At 52.2% G+C, this 22,590-nt stretch carries 20 protein-coding genes; 3 read left to right on the forward strand and 17 right to left on the reverse strand.

What is annotated here, in order from left to right:
• Window positions 1–22: 22 nt before the first annotated feature.
• From TK45_RS01105 to leuS, 9 genes are read right to left on the reverse strand one after another with little or no spacing between them, the layout of a single operon-like run.
• Window positions 23–886, reverse strand: a complete 864-nt coding sequence (locus TK45_RS01105) for a septal ring lytic transglycosylase RlpA family protein (RefSeq protein ID WP_131256779.1) — start codon at window positions 884–886, stop codon at window positions 23–25.
• A 31-nt stretch (window positions 887–917) separates the two neighbouring features.
• Window positions 918–2,033, reverse strand: coding sequence for a rod shape-determining protein RodA (gene rodA / locus TK45_RS01110; RefSeq protein ID WP_131256780.1), 1,116 nt, complete (start codon window positions 2,031–2,033; stop codon window positions 918–920).
• On the reverse strand, window positions 2,020–3,897 hold the full coding sequence (mrdA, locus tag TK45_RS01115; RefSeq protein WP_131256781.1) for a penicillin-binding protein 2: 1,878 nt from the start codon (window positions 3,895–3,897) through the stop codon (window positions 2,020–2,022). Before mrdA ends, rodA begins: the two co-directional genes overlap by 14 nt.
• 9 nt (window positions 3,898–3,906) lie before the next feature.
• A complete protein-coding gene (gene rlmH, locus TK45_RS01120; RefSeq protein WP_131256782.1) occupies window positions 3,907–4,377 on the reverse strand; it encodes a 23S rRNA (pseudouridine(1915)-N(3))-methyltransferase RlmH in 471 nt (156 codons plus the stop codon).
• On the reverse strand, window positions 4,377–4,694 hold the full coding sequence (gene rsfS, locus TK45_RS01125; RefSeq protein ID WP_131256783.1) for a ribosome silencing factor: 318 nt from the start codon (window positions 4,692–4,694) through the stop codon (window positions 4,377–4,379). The genes rlmH and rsfS overlap by 1 nt, the downstream gene beginning before the upstream one ends.
• Window positions 4,695–4,729: 35 nt before the next feature.
• A complete protein-coding gene (nadD, locus tag TK45_RS01130; protein ID WP_131256784.1) occupies window positions 4,730–5,386 on the reverse strand; it encodes a nicotinate-nucleotide adenylyltransferase in 657 nt (218 codons plus the stop codon).
• Window positions 5,386–6,429 (reverse strand): DNA polymerase III subunit delta, encoded by a 1,044-nt coding sequence (gene holA / locus TK45_RS01135; RefSeq protein WP_131256785.1) that lies wholly within the window; start codon window positions 6,427–6,429, stop codon window positions 5,386–5,388. The genes nadD and holA overlap by 1 nt, the downstream gene beginning before the upstream one ends.
• Before the next feature lie 7 nt (window positions 6,430–6,436).
• Window positions 6,437–6,931 carry an LPS assembly lipoprotein LptE gene (gene lptE / locus TK45_RS01140; RefSeq protein ID WP_131256786.1) on the reverse strand — a complete coding sequence of 165 codons (495 nt, stop codon included), beginning with the start codon at window positions 6,929–6,931 and terminating at the stop codon, window positions 6,437–6,439.
• Window positions 6,931–9,519: a leucine--tRNA ligase gene (leuS, locus tag TK45_RS01145; protein WP_131256787.1), complete on the reverse strand. Its 2,589-nt coding sequence runs from the start codon at window positions 9,517–9,519 to the stop codon at window positions 6,931–6,933. The genes lptE and leuS overlap by 1 nt, the downstream gene beginning before the upstream one ends.
• Window positions 9,520–9,700: 181 nt before the next feature.
• On the opposite strand from leuS, the gene TK45_RS01150 reads away from it, so the two are divergent.
• On the forward strand, window positions 9,701–11,875 hold the full coding sequence (locus tag TK45_RS01150) for a M3 family metallopeptidase (RefSeq protein ID WP_131256788.1): 2,175 nt from the start codon (window positions 9,701–9,703) through the stop codon (window positions 11,873–11,875).
• 129 nt (window positions 11,876–12,004) lie between these two features.
• A complete protein-coding gene (locus TK45_RS01155) occupies window positions 12,005–12,328 on the forward strand; it encodes a hypothetical protein (RefSeq protein ID WP_131256789.1) in 324 nt (107 codons plus the stop codon).
• Window positions 12,329–12,363: 35 nt separating this feature from the next.
• Here TK45_RS01155 and TK45_RS01160 read toward each other — a convergent pair whose 3' ends face one another.
• Window positions 12,364–13,347 (reverse strand): hypothetical protein, encoded by a 984-nt coding sequence (locus TK45_RS01160; protein WP_131256790.1) that lies wholly within the window; start codon window positions 13,345–13,347, stop codon window positions 12,364–12,366.
• Window positions 13,348–13,439: 92 nt separating this feature from the next.
• Complete coding sequence (locus TK45_RS01165) at window positions 13,440–14,096, reverse strand: CatA-like O-acetyltransferase (RefSeq protein WP_131256791.1); 657 nt, start codon at window positions 14,094–14,096, stop codon at window positions 13,440–13,442.
• Window positions 14,097–14,239: 143 nt separating this feature from the next.
• Between TK45_RS01165 and TK45_RS01170 the strand changes: the two genes are divergently transcribed.
• Complete coding sequence (locus tag TK45_RS01170) at window positions 14,240–16,633, forward strand: Lon protease family protein (protein ID WP_131256931.1); 2,394 nt, start codon at window positions 14,240–14,242, stop codon at window positions 16,631–16,633.
• Here TK45_RS01170 and lnt read toward each other — a convergent pair.
• The 6 genes from lnt to TK45_RS01200 all read right to left on the reverse strand — a co-directional run bounded on the left by lnt (window position 16,608) and on the right by TK45_RS01200 (window position 22,488).
• A complete protein-coding gene (gene lnt / locus TK45_RS01175; RefSeq protein ID WP_254426502.1) occupies window positions 16,608–18,107 on the reverse strand; it encodes an apolipoprotein N-acyltransferase in 1,500 nt (499 codons plus the stop codon). The two genes, TK45_RS01170 and lnt, sit on opposite strands and share 26 nt — an antisense overlap.
• A gap of 4 nt (window positions 18,108–18,111) precedes the next feature.
• On the reverse strand, window positions 18,112–18,987 hold the full coding sequence (corC, locus tag TK45_RS01180; protein WP_131256793.1) for a CNNM family magnesium/cobalt transport protein CorC: 876 nt from the start codon (window positions 18,985–18,987) through the stop codon (window positions 18,112–18,114).
• Window positions 18,988–19,098: 111 nt separating this feature from the next.
• Window positions 19,099–19,560, reverse strand: a complete 462-nt coding sequence (gene ybeY, locus TK45_RS01185) for an rRNA maturation RNase YbeY (RefSeq protein ID WP_131256794.1) — start codon at window positions 19,558–19,560, stop codon at window positions 19,099–19,101.
• Window positions 19,557–20,603 carry a PhoH family protein gene (locus TK45_RS01190; protein WP_131256795.1) on the reverse strand — a complete coding sequence of 349 codons (1,047 nt, stop codon included), beginning with the start codon at window positions 20,601–20,603 and terminating at the stop codon, window positions 19,557–19,559. The genes ybeY and TK45_RS01190 overlap by 4 nt, the downstream gene beginning before the upstream one ends.
• A 17-nt stretch (window positions 20,604–20,620) precedes the next feature.
• Complete coding sequence (gene miaB / locus TK45_RS01195) at window positions 20,621–22,051, reverse strand: tRNA (N6-isopentenyl adenosine(37)-C2)-methylthiotransferase MiaB (RefSeq protein WP_131256796.1); 1,431 nt, start codon at window positions 22,049–22,051, stop codon at window positions 20,621–20,623.
• Between the two features lie 167 nt (window positions 22,052–22,218).
• The gene (locus tag TK45_RS01200; RefSeq protein WP_131256797.1) at window positions 22,219–22,488 is read right to left on the reverse strand and encodes a hypothetical protein; all 270 of its coding nucleotides are present in this window, start codon (window positions 22,486–22,488) and stop codon (window positions 22,219–22,221) included.
• Window positions 22,489–22,590 lie beyond the last annotated feature (102 nt).

Raw genomic sequence — 22,590 nt, forward strand, 5'->3', positions numbered from 1 at the left:
AAGTTTAAAAGAATCATGCAGATTAATAGGCCGTCAGCAGTGGAAACGCGCTGGGGTAACCATCCGCTTTAAGCTGATCTGCCAGTTGGCGCGCGCTTTGTTCGTCTTTGAGGGGCCCAAGGCGCAGACGATGCACGCCGTTTTCTTCCGGCGTATGAATATTGGTCTGATACAACTGTTGTAAGCCTTTCGCCAGATTCCGGGCTTTGTCTGCGTCCTGTAATGCCAGTACCTGCACAAACCAGGCTTCGCTGTTATTTAATGCCAGTTGCTGAGGCTCCGGCTTGTCATCAAATAACGGCTTACCGGCCAGATATAAACGGCCTTCATCATCGACACTGATGACCTCAATCTGCACATTGGCCACGCCGGTTTTCAGCACATCCAGTTTTAACGCGGCCGCATAAGATAAATCGATAATACGTCCCTGATGGAAAGGCCCGCGATCATTCACGCGCACAATGGCTTTTTTCCCGTTGTCCAGATTGGTCACCTGCACATAGCTGGGCAGGGGCAGGGTTTTATGCGCCGCCGACATACTGTACATGTCATAGGTTTCGCCGTTGGAGGTCAGGTGACCATGGAATTTTTGCCCATACCAACTGGCCATGCCTTTTTCACTGTGGGTGACGGCCTGATCCGGCGAAATAGGGTGATAGGTTTTGCCACGAATCACATAGCTACGTTGATTGACCGGGTTGTGCGGCTCTTTTTTCGGGGTGGCGTCGTGTTGCAGAATTTCGCTGGGTAGTACAGTCGGGGGCGCATCATGGCGCAGGCTGTAACGACCGCTTGGGGTACTGCTACAGGCGCTGAGTAGCACGGCTGCAAGCAGCAGCAACGAGCGGCGTGAAACAGCTTGTGACAGAGTGTTTAGCGCAAACATGACTGCCTGATTAGGTCATTATTATTCTGAGTTAACGGGATAATAGCCGTTTTTGTGTACTGATTGCCATCAAAATACCAAAGCCGGCCATCAGGGTCACCATGGAGGTGCCGCCATAGCTGACCAGCGGCAATGGCACGCCCACCACTGGCAATAAGCCGGACACCATGCCCATATTGACGAATACATACACGAAGAAGGTCAGGGTGATACTGCCGGCCAGTAGCTTGGAATACGCATCCTGAGCACGCACCGCAATCAGCATGCCGCGAATAATAATAAATAAATACAGTGCCAGCAGGGCCAGAATGCCGATAAAACCAAACTCTTCACTGAACACCGAAAAGATAAAGTCGGTATGGCGCTCGGGTAAAAACTCCAGCTGTGACTGAGTACCCTGGAGCCAGCCTTTGCCCTCAATGCCGCCGGAGCCTATGGCAATTTGCGACTGGATAATGTGATAGCCGGAGCCGAGCGGATCGCTTTCCGGGTTTAAAAAGGTCAGCACCCGCTGTTTCTGGTAATCCTGCATCAAAAACAGCCACATAATCGGGGTAAATAAACCGGCCGCTAAGGTACAAAAGCCGATGAGCTTCCAGCTCAGCCCCGCCAGAAAGATCACAAACAACCCCGAGCTGGCAATCAACAGTGAGGTGCCCAAATCCGGTTGTTTGGCAATCAGCAGGGTTGGCACCAGTACCATCACAAACCCGATAAACACGTCTTTGAGCTTGGTTGGCAGGGTAAATTTACTCACATACCAGGCCACCATCATGGGTACCGCCAGTTTCATGATCTCTGACGGCTGAAAACGCATAAAGCCCAAATCCAGCCAGCGTTGTGCCCCTTTGCCCACCGTGCCCACCGCCAGTACGGCGATGAGCATTAATAAGCCAGATACATAGAAAAACACCGACACCCGCCGAAAAGCGCCGGGTGGAATTTGTGCCAGCAGCACCATCACGCCAATGGCAAACGCCAGACGAATTACCTGACGCTCAATCAACGCCAGATCTTTGCCGCCAGCCGACCAGATTACACACAGACCCAGCGACATCAGAGTCAATAAACCCAGCAACAACCACCCGTCGATATGCATCCGGTTGAGCAGGGAGCGTTTATCCGTTTCCAGCTTAGTTCGCTGCATGAGTCTCTTTGGCCTGATTAAAGTAAGTGTCCATCATAATCCGAGCGATGGGGGCGGCATTGGAACCACCGCCACCGGCGTTTTCCAGTGCCACGGCCACCACCACTTCGGGGGCATCATAGGGTGCATAACCCACGTACATGGCGTTATCACGGAGGTGCGCGGCGACTTTTTTCTCGTCGTATTCTTCGTCTTCACCAATCTGGAATAACTGGGCCGTGCCGGTTTTACCGGCGGACACGTAGTCTGTATTTTTAAACGCGGTGCGCGCCGTACCGTGCACCGGGTCGTTGACCACCTCTTGCATGGCATGCAGCACCACATCCACGTTGCTTTGTTTATTGATGCGCAGTGGTTCACTCTCGTTCGGGGGCAACAGTTCAATCCCGGTGGGTTGTAACTCACCACGCAAAATGCGCGGATGGTAGTGAATCCCGCGATTGGCCAGTTCCATAATGGAGGTTGCCAATTGCAACGGTGTGGCCGTCCAGAAGCTCTGACCGATACCTATGATGATCGTATCACCGATGTACCAGGGTTCGTTACGCGCAGCTTTTTTCCATCCGCGGCTGGGCATAATGCCATCGGCCTCTTCGTATAAATCGATGCCGGTATAATCGCCAAAGCCAAATTGCTGCATAAAATCGCTGATGCGATCGATGCCGAGGCGGTACGCGAGATCGTAGAAAAACGTATCGCAGGACACCACAATGGCTTTAGTCACATCCACATAGCCGTGGCCGGTAGCTTTGTGGTCACGCCAGGTGTGGGACACATTGGGCAGGGTGTATTTACCCACATCCAGCATTTTCGAGGTCGGCGTGATGACGTTCTCTTCCAGCCCCAGCAGCGCCAGGTGCGGTTTAATGGTGGATGCCGGCGGATATTGTCCTTGAGTAGCCCGGTTGATCAGTGGCTTGTTCTTATTGGCCAGCAGGGCGTTGTAGTTTTTCGAACTGATCCCATGCACAAACAAGTTAGGGTCGTAACTGGGGTTGCTGTACATGGCGAGCACGCCACCATCGCGGGAATCCAGCATCACTACCGAGCCCCGTTGGCCTTCCAGTGCTTTGACGGCTGCCTGCTGTAAACGGATATCAATATTCAGGATCAGATCCTGCCCCGGCGTCGGTGGTTCAAACCGCAGGGTACGCAGTATCTTACCGCGGCTGTTAACTTCAACTTCCTGGTAGCCCACTTCACCATGCAGCAGTGCCTCGTGGTATTTCTCGACCCCCAGTTTGCCGATATCGTGGGTCGCAGCGTAATTGGCTTCCTGGCCTTCGACTGCCAGTTTTTGTAAATCCCGTTTGTTAATGCGTGCCACATAGCCCAGTACATGGGTCAGCGCTTCGGCGTAGGGGTAAAAACGTTTCAGGCGGGCTTCGATACTGACGCCGGGAAAGCGGTGTTGATTTACCGCAAACAGCGCCATCTGTTCTTCGGTCATGCTGCCCAACAGCGCGACCGGCTTAAAGCGGCGCTGACTGGCCATATCTTTACGAAAATCGTCCAGGCGATCGGCATCAATGCTGAGCAGGCTGGCTAATTCGCTGAGGGTGTCGTCCAGATTATCTACCTGTTCGGGGATCACCTCCAGGCGAAACACCGGGCGGTTCTCGGCCAGCAATACGCCGTTACGGTCATAAATCAGGCCGCGATTGGGCGCCACCGGCAGTAACTTAATCCGGTTGCCATCGGCGCGGGTTTGGTAATCTTCGTAGCGGGTGACCTGTAACTTATACAGGTTATTCAGCAATACCAGCAGCATAATGCCCACCAGGATCAGTGCCATAAATGCCCGTCTGGCAACCAGATTAGCTTCTGCGGTGTGATCCCGAATGGCAATACGACGTGGTGGCATGCAGTAATTCTATTCCCTGTGATAGGGGTGATTGTTATTTAAAGACCACGCGCGGTAAAGACTTTCTGCCACAATCACCCGAACTAGCGGATGGGGCAGGGTCAGGGCAGACAACGACCATTTCGCCTCAGATAAGGCAATACACGAGGGCGCCAGGCCTTCCGGTCCACCGACCAACAGGCTGACATCACGTCCATCCATCTGCCAGCTGGCTAGTTGCGTGGCCAGTTGTGGGGTAGTCCAGGGCTTGCCGGTTACTTCCAGCGTCACCACCCGATTGCCTTTAGGGATGGCCGCCAGGGTTAACTCACCTTCTTTGGTCAGGATCCGCTCAATATCGGCATTTTTGCCGCGCTTGCCGGCGGGAATCTCGGTCAACTGCAACTGCACATCGCCGCGTAACCGGCGGGCAAATTCCTGATAACCTTTTTCGACCCAGTCGGGCATTTTCTGCCCGACCGCAATGAGTTGAATTTTCATCAGCCCCAGAGTTTTTCCAGCTGATAATAATCGCGGGTCGCGTCCTGCATGACATGCACGATCACATCGCCCATATCGACCAGCACCCATTCACCTACATCTTCACCATCAACGGATAACGGCGGGATACCGGCTTTTTTCGCTTCAACTACCAGGTTATTGGCAATAGACGCCACGTGGCGTTTGGAGTTACCCGAACAAATGATCAGCGCATCGGTGATGTTGGACTTATCGCTTACATCCAGCACTTTGATATCGCGGGCTTTTAAATCTTCAATTTTATCAATCGCAAATTGGATTAATTCTTCAGTGTTCAACGTGTTTACCTTTGTAAAAAATGCAGTTTATTTTATCACGCTTGCGGCGTGGTTTGATAAAGCCCATTGTGGGCGATATAACGGGAAACATCCGCATTCAGCATCGGATGGGATGTGTTGCCCGCTTGTAATTGCTGGCGAAGTTCCGTCGCCGAGACATCCTGTAATTCATTTTCGGCCAGATAAATCGCGCCGGCTTTGCTGTGTTTCAGCGCATCAATATCCTCAACCTGATGTTCGGCAAGCAAGCGGGTAATTTCCGCCTCTGCCGCCTCTATAAATGCACCGGGGCGCAGCGCCACCACCAGATTCGCCATCGTCAGAATATCCTGATAACGATGCCAGCGATGAAAGCTCAGCAACGAGTCCATGCCAATAAACACATACCAGTGCTTATCTGGCCAGGTCTGGCAAAGATGGTGCAGGGTATCCACCGTATACGACGGTGCCTGACGGGAAATTTCCCAGTCACTGACCCGAAAACGCGGGTAGGCCGCCGCCGCCAGTTTCACCATGGCCAGACGATGCGTGCTGTCTACCGCCGGGCTTTGCCGGTGCGGTGGAATGTGACAGGGCATCAAAACCACCTGTTCCAACCCGATTTGTGCGGCAATTTGTTCCACCGGGGCTAAGTGGCCCTGATGGATCGGATCGAACGTGCCCCCATATAACCCTGCCAGTTCAGCCGACATCAGGCTTCCAGCAGATATTCTGGGGTGATCATGGTTAAGTCCGCCGGGCCAAACAGCAAGCAAATATGGCACAGTTCCACATAAGGGCGGGTCAGGGCGGATTGCTTGATGGCGGTATCTAATGTGGTCAGCTTGTTTTGCATGCCAGCCAGATGCGCCGGGCTCAAACGCTGCAAGGCGTGCTGATACAGGCTCTGGCGATTTGCCCAGATACGCAGGCTGTCGCAGGCCTGCTTAAAGTTTTTGCCACTTTGCTGTAACTGGTGCAGTTCACTCAGGGTTTGCCACTCTTTCACCAGCGCCCATAAAATAATCACCGGCTCGGCACCTTCGCTTTCCAACCGGTACAGCATTTTCACCGCTTTTTGCAGATCGCCAGCCAGCAATACATCGGCCAGCTGAAATGCGGTGTAGCGGCTATGATCGCCAATCACCTGTTGCACGGCTTTTAACTCTAGTGGCTTGTCGCCGAATACCAGCGGCAGCTTATCGATTTCCTGACGCGCGGCGAGCAGATTACCTTCGCTGTAATCGGCTAATAATTTAACGATGGATGGGTCTGCGCTGAGTTTGTGCTGGCGCAGGCGGTCATTGATCCACTGTTGCAGATGTCTGCCTTCCAGCGGATAGCAGGGCACATACACACCGGCTTTATCCAGCGCTTTAAACCATTTGGTGTTTTGCACGTCACGGCCAATTTTATCGCCGTGAATGACTAAAATTGTATCGGGATTTTGTTTATCCGCCAGTTCCGCCAGTACCTTGCTGCCTTCGGCGCCCGCTTTGCCGTCCGGCAGGGTCAGCTCAATCAACTGACGGCTGCTGAACAGCGACATGGTCTGGAACGCATCAATCAGCTGTTGCCACTGAAACTGGTTGTCGACGGTCAGCGACTGGCGCTCATCAAACCCCTGTTCGCGGGCTTGCTGACGGATCAGCTCAATGCATTCCAGTTTCTGCTGTGGCTCGTCACCAAAAATCAGGTAAAAGGATTGCAGGCCTTTGTTGAGTTGCTCGCTGAATCGGTTGGGATAAACTTGCATGCCGGCCTTAGCGGGTTTGGGTGGCGAGGGTCGACATGATACGTTCGGCCGCCTGCTGACGCATTTCCTGCATAATCAGCGCGGTTTCCCGTGATTTTGCCAGCACCTGATCCGGGTCGTCCTGATATTCACGCAGAATATCAAATTCAAACCACTCGGCACTGTCATCGCCGGGACGCCACAAACTCCAGCGTACCGTGTAAATCAGTTCGTATTCAGCCACCTGCCCGCTAGGGAACAGCGACAGCAGGCGACGGGATACGGCGCCATCATTGACCAGTAATTGCGCATGTTGCTCATCACCCTGCTCAAGAAGGGTGATTTCATGGCGGGCCATACGTTTTTTCAGCACCGCAAACAGCGGATCCTGATGGTCCTGACTGGTTAGCCACAGAGTTTGCAGATTCAGTGGAATCGGCTGACTGCCGCGCAGATGAAATCCACACGCAGTCAGGGTCAGCAGGCTAACAATCAGTAGCAGGTTACGCATCAGGTTTCGCATTAGTTGGCCACGATATTAACGAGTTTGCCCGGCACATAAATCACTTTGCGCACGGTCTTGCCGTCGGTAAAGGCTTTTACGTTTTCTTCTGCCAGTGCCAGGGCTTTAACTGAGTCTTCGCTGGCATCCGCCGCGACGGTCAGTTTGGCACGCAGCTTACCGTTTACCTGCACCACGATCAGTTTTTCGTCTTCTACCAGCGCAGCAGCATCGGCTTGCGGCCAGTCACTGTGCTCTACGTCACCGCTTTGGCCCAGCTGTTGCCATAAGGCATGGCACACGTGCGGGGTAATCGGGTTAAGTAACTGCACCATAGCTACCACCGCTTCACGTAAAATGGCTTTATCCTGTGCATTGTCCTGTGGGGCGCGAGCCAGGTGGTTGAGCAATTCCATTACCGCAGCCACCGCCGTGTTAAAGGTTTGGCGACGACCTAAATCATCGGTGACCTTGGCAATGGCTTTGTGTACTTCACGGCGCAGGGTTTTCTGCTCCGGGCTCAGGGCCGCTGCATCAACCGCTGCCACATCACCGAATTCAATCACCTGCTGAGCCAGTTTCCAGAAACGCTTAATAAAGCGGTTGGCACCCTCTACACCCGAGTCCGTCCACTCCAGCGTTTGCTCTGGTGGCGCGGCGAACATGGTAAACAGACGAATGGTGTCGGCGCCGTACTGAGAAATAACCTGTTGCGGGTCGATACCGTTATTTTTTGACTTAGACATTTTGGTCATGCCGCCGTGCAGGACGTCCTGACCATCGGTGCGTAACACGGCACGCACGATGCGGCCTTTTTCGTCACGCTCGACTACGTCTACATCAGCCGGTGAGTACCAGGTCTTCTTACCGTTTTCGTCTTCACGGTAGTAAGAGTCGGCCAGCACCATGCCCTGACACAGCAGGCGTTTAAAGGGTTCGTTGCTTTGTACCAGGCCTTCATCACGCAGTAACTTGTGGAAAAAGCGTGAATACAGCAGGTGCAAAATCGCGTGCTCGATACCACCGATATATTGATCGACCGGCAACCAGTAGTTGGCCTGGCTCGGATCTAACATGGCATCCTGGCTTTGCGCGCTACAGTAACGGGCGTAGTACCAGCTGGACTCCATAAAGGTATCGAAGGTGTCGGTTTCGCGGAACGCTTCTTCACCGTTATAAGTGGTCTTAGCCCACTGTGGATCGGCTTTAATCGGTGAAATTACGCCGTCCATCACCACGTCTTCTGGCAGCACGACCGGTAACTGCTCGGCAGGCACAGGCACAGAACTGCCATCGGCCAGGTTCAGCATCGGAATCGGTGCACCCCAGTAGCGCTGACGGGATACACCCCAGTCACGCAGGCGGTAATTAACGGTCTTTTCGCCTTTGCCTGCTGCTTGCAACTTGGCGCAAATGGCATCAAAGGCTTGTTGTGAGGTCAGGCCATCGAATTCGCCCGAGTTGACCAGAATACCTTTGTCGGTAAAGGCAGCGCTGCTCAAATCGCAGTCGCTGTCATCAGCCGGTTTCACTACCTGTTTGATTTCCAGCCCATATTTGGTGGCAAATTCCCAGTCACGCTGGTCGTGGCCAGGTACGGCCATTACGGCACCTGAGCCGTAATCCATCAGTACGAAGTTGGCCGTCCATACCGGTACTTTTTCACCAGTCAGTGGGTGGATAGCAAACAGGCCAGTGGCACAGCCCTTTTTCTCCATGGTCGCCAGTTCGGCTTCGGCGACTTTGGTGTTTTTACACTCGTCGACAAAACGCGCCAGCTCCGGGCTGGACTCAGCCGCTTGTTTTACCAGCGGGTGCTGCGCAGCCAGTGCCACGTAAGTCACGCCCATCAGGGTATCCGGACGGGTGGTGTAGATATCGAACGTGGCGTCAGAGTCGGCCAGTGCGAATGTCATGGTTACGCCTTCAGAGCGACCAATCCAGTTACGCTGCATCGCCACGACCTGTTCTGGCCATTCGGTCAGTTCATCCAGCTCTTTGAGCAATTCTTCGGCGTAGTCGGTGATTTTGATAAACCACTGGGGGATTTCACGCTGTTCAACCAGCGCACCAGAGCGCCAGCCACGGCCATCGATAACCTGCTCGTTAGCCAGTACCGTGTGGTCAACCGGATCCCAGTTGACGGTGGCCATTTTCTTGTAAACCAGGCCTTTTTCGAACAAACGGGTAAAGAACCACTGCTCCCAGCGGTAGTAATCCTGTTTACAGGTCGCTACTTCGCGATCCCAGTCGTAACCAAAGCCCAGTGATTTTAACTGGCCTTTCATGTAATCGATGTTGCTGTAGGTCCACTTCGCCGGTGCAGTTTTGTTGGCCACCGCCGCGTTTTCTGCGGGTAACCCAAATGCGTCCCAGCCCATTGGCTGCATCACATTCTTGCCCTGCATGCGCTGGAAACGGCTGATCACATCACCAATGGTGTAGTTACGCACGTGGCCCATGTGTAGTCGGCCACTTGGATAGGGGAACATGGAGAGACAGTAGAACTTTTCTTTATTGGCATCTTCAACCGCTTTGAAGCTGTTGTTATCTACCCAGTATTGCTGTACGACGTGTTCAATTTCTTGAGGGTTATACTGTTTTTCCATTAAAACCGGTTCCGCAAATCGTTTTAAAGTATGAATAAAATTAGCCGCATAGAATACCTTAGCTGACCGCTGGCTGAAACAACCTGACACGATATTTTGCAGATTATTCTCGGCGTTTGGGCTTGTACCCCCGGGCAAAATCCCTACACTCGGACAGCAAACTAACCAAGGGACAATAATAATGCGTAAAAATATCCTGTCTTTGGCGGTCATGGCGGCGCTGTCTGCCGGCCTGATGGGCTGCCAACCGGCCAGCGAGTCTGCCGATAACACCACGCCAGTGCTGCAAACCCAACAACAAGAAAATATTCTGACTCAGCCGTTCAGTGGCCCGTATCAGGGCGTACCGGCATTCGATAAAATGCAGCTGGACGACCTCAAGCCTGCACTGGAGCAAGGCATGCAGGCCCAGCTGGCCGAAATCGAGCAGATAGCTAACAACCCAGCCGCGCCAACGTTTGATAACACCATCGTGGCGCTGGAAAAGGTCGGCAAAACCCTGGATACCGTGTTTACCTATTACGGTATCTGGAGCTCCAACATGTCGTCGCCAGAGTTTCGCGCCATTCAAAAAGAAATGAGCCCCAAACTGTCAGCGTTTTTCTCCTCCATTACCCAAAATGAAGCGCTGTTCCAGCGCGTCAAAGCGGTGTATGAAAGTGATGAAGTTAAGACCCTGCGTCCGGATCAACAGCGCCTGGTTGAGCTGGTCTATAAAGGTTATACCCGTAACGGTGCCACGCTGGATGAGGCAGGTAAAAAGCGTTACGCCGAGATCAATCAGCGTTTAGCCGAGCTGCACACGCAGTTTGGTAATAACGTGCTGGCCGATGAAGAAAACTACGTGACTTACATCAGCGCCGAGCAACTGGCGGGATTACCAGAGTCGTTCGTCAATGCAGCGGCTTCTGCCGCCAAAGAGCGTGGCAAAGACGGCATGTACGCGATTACCAATACCCGTTCATCGATGGATCCGTTCCTGACGTTTTCGGATGAGCGCGAGCTGCGCGAGAAAGTCTGGCGCACCTATTACAGTCGTGGTGATAACGGCGATCAGTATGATAACAACGCGCTGATTGCCGAGATCCTGGCCCTGCGTGACGAGCGTGTTGGCTTACTGGGTTACGACAATTACGCCCAGTGGCGCCTGGAAGACCGCATGGCGAAAAACCCGCAAAACGCCATGGATCTGATGATGGCCGTATGGCCTGCCGCCATAGCGCGGGTCAAAGAAGAAGTAGCCGATATGCAGGCGCTGGCCGATGCCGAAGGCGCCAATATCAAAATTGAGCCGTGGGATTACCGCTATTACGCCGAGAAAGTGCGTAAAGCCAAGTACGATCTGGACTCGGACGAAGTAAAACAGTACCTGCAACTGGATAAACTGCGTGAGGCGATGTTCTATGTGGCAGGGCGCTTGTTCAACTTTGAATTCACCCCGGTTGCCGAAGGCAGCGTGCCGGTGTTCCACCCGGATGTGAAAGTGTGGGAAGTGACCGATAAAGCCAGCGGCAAAAACGTCGGCCTGTGGTACTTAGATCCGTTTGCACGCAAAGGTAAGCGCTCCGGTGCGTGGGCGACGTCTTATCGTTCACACAATACGCTGGACGGTGAAACCAACGTACTGGCGTCGAATAACTCGAACTTTGTCAAAGGGCCGGACGGTCAGCCCACGCTGATCAGCTGGGACGATGCCGAAACCTACTTCCACGAGTTTGGCCACGCGTTGCACTCTTTGTCATCCAGGGTGGATTACCCAACCCTAAACGGCGGCGTGCGTGATTACACCGAGTTCCAGTCGCAGTTACTGGAGCGCTGGTTGTTAACCGACGAAGTGATTAACCAGTATCTGGTGCACCATGAAACCGGTAAGCCAATCCCGGCTGAGCTGGTAGCCAAAATCAAAAAAGCCGCCACCTTCAATGAGGGCTTCAAAACCACGGAATATCTGGCCTCAGCGCTGATCGATATGAAGCTGCACACGCTGGATGATCCAACCGGTGTCGATGTAGATAAATTCGAGCGCGAGACGCTGGCTGCGCTGGGAATGCCGTCTGAATTACCGATGCGCCACCGCACGCCACACTTTGGCCATGCGTTCTCCGGTGAGGGCTATTCCGCCGGTTACTACGGCTATATGTGGGCCGAAGTGCTGACCTCCGATGCCGCCGAAGCGTTTGCCGAAGCACCGGGTGGATTCTACGATCCGGCCGTAGCCGCCAAGTTAGTGGAGCACTTGTTCTCAGTGCGTAACGCAGTGGATCCGGCCGATGCCTATCGTGCGTTCCGTGGCCGCGATGCCAAAGTGGATGCGCTGATGCGTGACCGTGGCTTCCCGCTGCCAAACTCGCAGTAAGCCCAATCGAAGTCTTCCCAACAGGGATTAGGTATTCAATCCGATAATCAGCCCGCATCATGCGGGCTTTTTTGTGGCGCGCCTTTTGGGTACAGTGCCTCTATCACGCAGGAAAAGGTCAAAAGCGGTATGGATGTAAAACCTTTTATCGATAGCGTCAGTGATATTGCGCACTTACCGCGCCATCAACAATTCGTAGTGCTGGAAAATGCCTGGGCACAGGGGCTAAAGCAACCCGGCATGTCATTGCTGAATCAATGCAAATACGCGGTATCGGTGATCGTGGTGTTAGCGCTGGCAGGCGTGTTATTCCTGCTGTTTGGCTATGGCAGCTGGCTGCCACTGGTGGCGCTGATTACCGGCTTAGTGGTGTCAAAGATCGCGGTGGCGAAAATTGAGCGGACGATCCTTAGCCGTGGGTTGGCGCTGACGGAAATACCGGTTGGTGAGTAGTTTCAATGGTAACGATGGAATTTACTGCGCCAATTTCATTGAATTGTAGGGCTTTCCCATTCTTCCCGTGAGAGAAGTAAAGGTTTTCCATTTTCATTTACCATCCATGTACGAACCTGATCAAACAAGTCCGCCATCTCTTTCTCACTTAGCCAAGGAGAAATATAGCAACTTAGCAATTCGACAAATTCTTTAGAGTTCCAATTATCCAATGGTGAAGATGATCTTATCACCTCTGTCGAAGCAACAAAGTGCCCATCAACATGCGTTTGCGTTACATATGATAGGTGTTTTTGGCGTAGCTTCATTTGGTAGGTAATTTTTGCATACAACTCATAAAACTGTATTGGATGAAGTTTACTTCCGTCGACTTCTGTTACATATCTTCCATAAGATTCTTTTGTAATTCCGCCATCTTCAAATGAAACGATTACACCGGTCTCGCCCATCCTAATTGCAACTGTCGAGAGGAACAAATTATCACGGAAATCAAAGGCTCCTCCAAACTCGTGCAAATTACAGACAAGCACACTGTAGGGGACGTCAGCACAGAATTCGTGTCTACCTCTCAATCCTTGCATAAAAAGATGTAAATTAGAGAAAGACTTCAAAATATCCTCACTCACGATTGTTCCGCTGTAAGGTTCCGATCTTTCTGAAAGCAGCGTGAGTTCTTTTCTTAGTATTCCGTAAAAAATCTTCCCGGCCCATAGATACCAAGTATTAACCGGCAACCGACTAGTCTTTAGAAAACCTCCCTTTACAGCAGCACTTACTTCATCTTCTACCCTAGAAAGATGCTCATTATTACATCTTTTGCAGCAGGGAATCGTTAGTTGTCGATATGACAAAAGCGATCCGTTTAGTAAGCCAATCTTTTGATTCCATAAATCATATTTATTCTGGAGCCATTTCGGGAATACATGCTCCACACTTTTGCTGCCGCCAAGATGCTCTCCACACAAGAAGCAAGCTTTGCTATCAAAAGTTTGTTTTCCATAAGATTGATGTACTTTCATAGAACACCTAAAAATATCAGACTGTTTTTACTTTAAATACTTATACAGTCATTCCTTTATTTGCTCACTCTATCGCTTTAAATATTTGAATATCAAAAGCTTAATGATGCCAGCTCTTGTTCAAACACCTGCACAAACTCATGCACATGCAGGCCATCCATCAGGCCGTGGTGCACATCAATAGCCAGTGGCAGGGTGTCTTGTGTGCAGTCCTGTTTGCCAAATACGAAGCGCGGAATGCCCTGCGCATTGTGGGTATTGAATTCGGCGTGGCGAAAGCCGCTGAAATTGTGCCAGGGCAGGGTGGACACATACACCACATCGGCCCGTCCTTCGTTGTAGGCAAAATCTTCGGAATAGAACGGCAGCTGTTTAGCGCGCTCAACCGCCGCTTTATACATAGTGCAGAAGGCATCGAATCCGTCAGTTTGCGGCAAATAGGCAAAGCGGAAAGTCTGATCATCGGCCAGTACAACAGAACTGATATGGTTACCGTGAAACGTCACAGGTTTACCGTCGACTAAGCGCATGCGCATTGGCGCGTAGTCCAGAATCGCCTGTTGCAACGCGTATAACAGGGCGGCACTGAACGGTATCTGTTGCTGTTTGGCTTTATCTGCCAGCCCGTGCAGCTTAAGCGGCACAATTAACTGAAAGCCGGGTGAGGCAAAACGGCTGAAAAAGTCGAAATGCTGCGCCCGCGGCCAGTTATGTAAGTCTATGTTGTCAAAGGAAAAACGCGGTTGCATGGGGCAAATTCACACCTGCTAAGATAAACCATCAGGCTATTGTCACCTTAATTCCGTTCAAATGGAAAATAATTACAAGGCGGGTTTGACTATGGGGTAAAATGGCGGTTCACTTTGCTAAAAATAATTTCGAATCAGGACGCATGCTGAGCATTAACCCCCTAGAACCTACCCAGTTAACCGCCAAACCCAGTCGTCGCGCCATAAATGCGGCGATGAAAGATCCCGCTGCCTTACAAGCCAGTTTTATCGGCCAGGCAAGGGCGCGTGAGGCGCTGGATTTTGGCTTGGGTATTAATGCGCCGGGGTACAACCTGTATGTGATGGGCGAACCGGCCACCGGCCGTTATACCCTGGTGCATGAGCATATCCGCCGCCACGTAGAGCGCCTGACCACCCCCAATGAATGGTGTTACCTGAATAACTTTGACGAAGAGCGTGAGCCAGTGGCGCTGAAAATGCGCCCCGGCGAATCAAAAGTGTTGTGTTCCCATTTAGAGTCGATGATCGACGAGCTGCTGGATACCTTTCCGGCTGCATTTGATAACCCGGGTTATCAGCGCAAGCGCGCCGCGATTAAACGTCAGTTTGATAAAAAGTACGCCGAGGCCATCGACGAGCTGGAGACCATTGCCCAGCAGCACAGTGTGGCGCTGTATGAAGAAGATGGCACCATCAGCTTTTCGCCGATAGTAGATGGCACCCCGCTGAATGATGAGCAGTTTGCTCAGTTATCCGACGAGGAGCGTCAGCATTTTTATGGCCTGATCGATCATTTAGAACATCGCCTCAGCGAACAATTGATTGAACTGCCCCAGTGGAACCGCGAAATGTCAGAGCTGCAACGTCAGCTTAAGCGCGAAACTGCCGAGCAGGGCATTCGCCCGCTGCTGAAAAACCTCGAGCATATCTACGCCGGTGAATTGGGCGTACTGAAGTATCTGCGCAATATGCGCGACAACCTGATCGAAACGGTGATTGAGCTGTCGGAAGAAGAAAACAGCAAAGAAGATAAAACCGACGATATCGATCGCAAAACCCTGTTGACCGAACAGATCATGCCCAATGTGCTGGTGGCCAGCGAGCCGGGCGCCGGTGCGCCGGTGGTGTACGAATCCAATCCCACCTATCAGAACCTGTTTGGGCGGATTGAATACACCAATATTTCCGGCTCGGTGTATACCAGTTACCGCATGATCCGCCCCGGTGCGCTGCATCGTGCCAATGGCGGGTATTTGTTGCTGGATATGGATAAAGTGATTCAGCACCCCTATGTGTGGGAAACCCTCAAGCTGGTGCTGAAACACAGCGAAATCAAGATGGATATTCCGCAGATGGAAGTGGGCATGGTCAACTCCATGCTGCTTAATCCGCAGGCCATTCCAATCAACGTCAAAGTGGTGCTGATGGGCAGCCGCGACCTGTATTACATGCTGCAGGAATATGACGACGAATACGATCAACTGTTCCGCGTGCTGGTGGATTTTGACCATGAGATCCCGCTGGAAAACCAGACCCTGTTTGATTTTGTCGGCCGGGTACGCGAGCAGGTTAATACCTTAGGGCTGAAAACCATTACGCCCAAAGCCATGTATCGGTTAGTGGAGCACAGCCTGCGTTTGGCCGAGCACCAGCACCGCTTTTCGGCGCGTTTTGCCGATACGCTGGAACTTATCCACGAAGCCAACTATTTCTGCCAGTTGCTCAAACACAATGAACTGGATGTGCGCCATATTGAACAGGCACTGGAAGCCAAAACCCAACGTAATGGCCGTATCAGCCAGGCGTTGCTGGACGATATTAAAGAAGGCCAGGTACTGATCTCTACCGAAGGGGATGCCGTCGGTAAGGTCAATGGCCTGACAGTACTGGAAATTGGTGATAGCGTATTTGGTACGCCGGCACGAATTTCCGCCACTGTGTATGCCGGCGCCAACGGCGTAGTGGATATTGAACGGGAAGTGGAATTGGGCCGTTCGATTCACTCCAAAGGCGTGATGCTGCTAACCGGCTACTTAGGCTACAAGTATGCGCAAAGCTTCCCGCTGACTTTATCCGCCAATATCGCGCTGGAACAAAGCTACGGCCATATCGATGGCGATTCTGCCTCGTTAGGTGAGCTTATCGCCTTGCTGTCGGCGCTGACCGGGGTGGCGGTTAAACAGGAAATGGCGGTAACCGGCTCAATTAACCAATACGGCCAGGTGCAAAGCGTCGGTGGCATTAACGAGAAGATTGAAGGCTTCTTTACCCTGTGTGAACACCGTGGCCTGAATGGTCAGCAAGGGGTGGTGATCCCTAAATCCAACACCATTAACCTGATGCTGAGCAAGTCGGTGATTGACGCGGTAAAACAGGAAAAATTCCATATTTACGCGGTGGAGAACATCGATCAGGCGGTGCAGATCATGACGGGTATGCCAGCCGGTGAATTGTCATCCCGCGGCCGTTATCCGAAAAATACCCTGAATCAGCTGGCGTTGGAGCGCTTAGAGCAAATCGCCAATATCGTTAATGGGACGGACGACGACGAATAGTGCGCTGCAGCCCCAGTGCAATAATCCCCGCTAACCCTAACAACAACCACAGCGGCGCATCGCCAAAACGGCGATAGGGCGTATCGGTACGCACTACCGGCACGTCCTGGCTGAGGGTGGTGGCTTCAAACGCTGGCGCTTTGGCGATAATCTTGCCTTGGGCATCAATCATCGCGGTTAGGCCATTATTGGTGGCGCGCAGCACCGCAATGCCGAATTCTGCGGCACGTACCCGGGCAATCTCCAGATGTTGGTGAGGGCCATGGGAGTGACCAAACCAGGCATCATTGGACAGGGTCAGAATAAAATCCGTATCGCTTTTAAGGTTATCCCGCACCTGCTCGGCAAACAGAATTTCATAGCATAACGCGGTAGTCAGGCGATACTGTTTGGCAATCAGATCCGGTTGCAGATAGTCACCACGCTGAAACGACGACCAGGCTAAATCGAAAATCCCGCCCAGTTTACGCAGCCAGCTTTCAAATGGCACAAACTCACCAATCGGCAGCAAATGGTGTTTGTAATAACGGTTATTGTGTTCGTACAAATAGCTGGGGCCATCGCCTGTAGTGGCGCCCAACGCAATCACGCCATTAAATGCTTCGCGGCTATCCAGGTTGTAATTAAGAATGCCGGTGATCAGGCCACTGTGTTCATCGGCGGCACGTTTATCCAAATCCACTAAAAACTGCTGGGCTAATGGCTCAATCCGCGGAATGGCGGCCTCTGGCCAAATAATGATATCACTCTCCCAGTGCGGCTCGGTCAGCGCCAGGTATTTGTCCATGGTCGGCTGTTCGGTTTCTGGCTGCCAACGGATGGACTGGGCGATATTGCCCTGTACCAGAGTAATTTTCGGTGTGCTCAGCGTGCCGGATTGCCAACTGACCTGCTGAACCGCCAACCCGCTTAACAACAAAATCGCAAATGGCGTGACCGCCGTAACATAGCGACGTTTACTCAGTAGACCGGCGGTTGCCGCCGCGCCAATGATCAGCAATACGCTGATCCCGGCCTGGCCAATAACTGGTAGCCAGCCAGCCAGCGGGCTGTCAATTTGGCTGTAACCCAACGCCAGCCAGGGGAAACCGGTGAGCAAATGGCCACGCAAAAATTCACACAAGGCCCACAATACCGGCGCGGCCAGCGGCCACAGTACCGGGCTAAAACGCGCCAGTAAACTGGCAAACAACATAGGGTAGAAGGCCAGATATGCGGCCAACAGCAGCATTAACAGCAGCGAAACCGGTAACGGGAAACCACCGTAATCGGCGATGCTGACATATACCCAGCCTACGCCTGCGCTAAACCAGCCAAGGCCAAAGCTAAAGCCCAGCCATGCCGGGCGCTGGCTGTGTGTCAGCAGCAGAAAAAAGCTGATTAAGGCCAGTGGGATCACCGGCCAGAAAGAGAAGGGCGCGTAGCCCAGCGTCATAACAGCGCCGCATAGCAGCGCAATAAGGGCTAAGCGCAACGGATTAGTCTTCCTTATCATCCTCGCCGGGTTTTGGCACGGTGACTTTCAGTTGAATCAGGCGACGTTTATCCGCGTTGGTCACGGTAAAGGCGAGGCCGTTAATTTCAACAGTTTCATCCCGCTCCGGCATGTGGCCGAAGGCTTTGAGCACAATACCACCGATGGTATCGGCTTCTTCTTCGTCAAAATTGGTTTTGAAGAAGTCGTTAAAGTCTTCCACTTCGGTCAGGGCACGCACACTGTAGGTGTTCTTATTCAGAGCGCGGATATCGGCATTGCTGGTTTCATCGTCATCGTGCTCATCTTCGATTTCACCGACGATTTCTTCCAGAATGTCCTCAATGGTAACCAGACCGGATACACCGCCGTATTCATCCACCACAATCGCCATGTGGTAGCGCTTTTGACGGAATTCTTTCAGCAGCGAATCGACCCGTTTGCTTTCTGGCACAATCACCGCCGGGCGCAGGATTTCCTGCAGACGGACATTGTCGCGGTCGGTGAACACAAAGCGCAATAAGTCCTTGGCCAGCAGCACGCCTTCGATATGGTCTTTATCTTCGCCAATCACCGGAAAACGGCTGTGGGCGGATTCGAGCAATACCGGCAGGAATTCTTCGAGACTGTCGTTGAGATTGATGGTGACCATCTGGGCGCGGGGCACCATGATGTCACGTACGCGGATTTCTGATACCTCCAACACCCCTTCGATCATTTCGCGGGTGCTGGGGTCGATGACTTCCCGTTGCTGGGCGTCGTTGATGAACTCTACGAGTTCTTCGCGGTTTTTCGGTTCTCCGGTGAAGGTTTGCAGTATTTTGCCTAACCAACTTCGTCCCGCAGAACCGTTGCTAGAGTGTGAATTGTCGTCGCTCATATCTACCTGTCAGGTAACATTTATTCTATTTGTATAACACGTTGATTAATTTAACGATTTTCAATGTGTCTGGCAAAGCTTTGCAATCACTTTACCCGAGAATACATTGCATCATTCCTTAATCTGGTAAGGGTCGTCAATGCCTAATTGGCTAAGAATGTGGGTTTCGATCCCTTCCATTTCGTCCGCTTCGGCGTCATCAATATGGTCAAAGCCCAGTAAATGCAAGGTACCGTGCACTACCATATGGGCTAAGTGGTCATTTAATGACTTCTGTTGTTCCTGTGCTTCGCGCGCGACCACGGCCATACAGATGACCAGGTCGCCGAGTAAATTTAACTCGATTCCCGGTGGGGCTTCAAAAGGAAACGATAAGACATTGGTCGGATAGTCTTTACCACGATAGTCGTGATTCAGACTCTGGCTTTCTTCTTCGTCCACCAGCCGAATGGTGATTTCGGCATCGCCAATGTCCTGATGGGTGAGTACCGCATCCAGCCAACCCTGACACTGGGTTTCGCTCGCCAGCGGCGTGAATTCCGTAGCGATTTGCAGATCTAAGCAGGCGCTCACGATTTTTTATCTTCCTGTTCCTGCTGTTTTTGCAGCTGCTGCTCGCGTTTTAACGCTTCCTGCTGCTGTTCGTAGGCCTCATAAGCCACCACGATGCGCGCCACCACGGGGTGACGTACTACGTCCTGAGCGGTGAAGAAGTTAAACGAGATATCCGGAATCTCGCGCAGCACTTCGATGGCATGGCGTAAACCCGAGCGTGCGCCACGGGGCAGGTCAACCTGCGTGATGTCACCGGTGATCACTGCTTTGGAATTAAAGCCAATACGGGTCAGGAACATTTTCATCTGTTCTACTGTGGTGTTCTGGCTTTCATCCAAAATGATAAAGGCATCATTCAGGGTGCGGCCACGCATGTAGGCCAGTGGTGCAACCTCAATGACGTTACGCTCCATCAGTTTCTCGACTTTTTCAAAGCCGAGCATTTCAAACAGGGCGTCATATAGCGGGCGCAGGTAGGGGTCTACTTTCTGGGCTAAATCGCCGGGCAGGAAACCGAGCTTTTCACCGGCTTCTACCGCAGGGCGGGTCAGTAAAATACGACGTACTTCCTGACGTTCCAGTGCATCCACCGCAGCGGCCACCGCCAGATAGGTCTTTCCGGTACCAGCCGGACCAATCCCGAAGGTGATATCGTGATTCACGATATTCTGCACGTACTGGGACTGATTCGGGTTACGTGGCTTGATCACGCCGCGCTTGGTCCGGATATTCACTTCTTTGCCGTGATAATGGCCATTTTCGGCCTTTTCCAGACAACGCGCTTCCTGAATGGCCAGGTGCACCTGCTCAGGATCCAGCGTCGGGATTTTGCCTTTCACCGGCTGTGTTTCGATATACAGCAGTTTCAGTAGCTCAATTACCGCATTGGTTTGCTTGGTTTCACCGGTGACGGTGAATTCATTGCTGCGATAACTGATTTCAACACCGAGTCGACGCTCAATCTGACGTAAGTTGTCGTCCAACGGCCCACACAGGCTGCTAAGACGACGATTATCACTGGGCTCTAACACGACTTCATTGGTGACTAACTGGTTAGACAAAATCTCTGGCTCCTGGCTTAAGGTTGAAACTGGCTGACGCCCAGCTCATCCGGTTGGTTCTTTGGCTGACGTGCCAAAATGCTGTCTGGGGCAGTATGCTGACGCAGTGCCATATCGTTTTCGGTACGGATAACATCGCCGCGCAGGGAGTTGGCGTATACGTCGGTGATCATCACGTCGACGAACTGACCAATCATGCCTGGCTGGCCTTCAAAGTTAACCACGCGGTTATTCTCGGTACGGCCCTGCAATTCCATTGGGTTTTTACGCGACGGACCTTCAACCAGAATGCGCTGCTCGGTACCCAGCATGCCACGGGCAATACGCAGGGCTTGCTGGTTGATACGTTGTTGCAGCAGATACAGACGCTCTTTTTTGGTGTCTTCTGATACATCATCCGGCAGATCGGCCGCAGGCGTACCCGGACGGGCGCTGTAAATAAAGCTGAAGCTCAAATCGAAATCGATTTGCTGGATCAGGTTCATGGTCGCTTCAAAATCTTCTGCGGTTTCACCCGGGAAACCAATAATGAAGTCAGACGACATGCTCAGATTCGGACGGATTTTTTTCAGCTTGCGAATCTTGGACTTGTATTCAATCGCGGTATGGCCACGCTTCATCAGCGCCAGAATACGGTCTGAGCCACTTTGTACCGGTAAGTGCAGGTGATCAACCAGCTCCGGGATGGTGGCGTAGGCTTCGATGATGTCGTCAGTAAACTCCACCGGGTGTGAGGTGGTGTAACGAATACGGTCGATACCGTCGATAGCCGCGACTAAATGCAGTAATTCGGCAAAAGTACAGATGCTGCCGTCGTGGTTGGCACCACGGAACGCGTTGACGTTCTGACCTAACAGGTTTACTTCACGTACGCCTTGCTCGGCCAGCTGCGCGATTTCAAAGATAACATCATCGGCTGGGCGTGAGACTTCCTCACCACGAGTATAAGGCACTACGCAGAAGGTACAGTACTTAGAACAGCCTTCCATGATCGACACGAACGCAGTGGGGCCTTCGGCACGCGGCTCTGGCAGGCGATCGAATTTTTCGATTTCCGGGAAGCTGATATCGACCACAGGTGAGCGGTCGTTAGACACGGCATTGATCATCTCTGGTAAGCGGTGCAGAGTTTGCGGGCCAAATACCATGTCCACATAAGGGGCCCGTTCACGAATGTGCGCGCCTTCCTGTGAGGCCACGCAGCCACCGACACCAATGATTAAATCAGGCTTTTTGTTTTTTAATGTCTTCCAGCGACCCAACTGGTGAAAGACTTTTTCCTGCGCCTTTTCACGGATGGAACAGGTATTGAGCAGAATCACATCTGCTTCTTCTGCGGTTTCAGCCAGTTGGTAACCATGGGTAGAATCAAGCAGATCGGCCATTTTCTCCGAGTCATACTCGTTCATTTGGCAGCCCCAGGTTTTAATAAAGAGTTTCTTACTCACTCGTGTTACACCTTTGTTGAGTCAGTTCACCGGACCTTAAAAATAGCCGCGTATTTTACCCGTTCTGGCAGGGGCATACCAGTATTGTTGGTGTAATTGTGGCCACGAGCGAAGAAAAGAAAAAACCACCGCAGTGAGACTGCCAACTGCAGTGGTCCAGGGAGCCGTTACTCAGTCGTCAGGGCTGCGTCCGAGTAATTGGTAAACTGTTGAATATCGACGCCTATTTGACGTAAATCAGCTGCACTGCGTTGTTGCAGGCCGATAATAGTGGCGTAGGTAATCTCACTATTGCTGATTTGCGTAAGCTGGCGGGTGAGATTAACCGCCGAAGATGACGAATACGTGACAGTATAGTGAGTAATATTGTCTTGGGTGGCGATTGTGCTGCTGTTAATTGCCAGGGCAAACGCCATGCTGGTCAGGGTGGTAAACATAATCAGATCCTCAGTCTCAGGTTAATGGCATAATCATGCCGTGTACCCTGTATAAGTAGTGTCTACGGGGTAAAAAGTTTACTGGGTGAATGTAATAAAGTT

The organism is Bowmanella sp. JS7-9, assembly GCF_004329715.1.
Classification (GTDB): Bacteria; Pseudomonadota; Gammaproteobacteria; order Enterobacterales; family Alteromonadaceae; genus Pseudobowmanella; species Pseudobowmanella zhangzhouensis.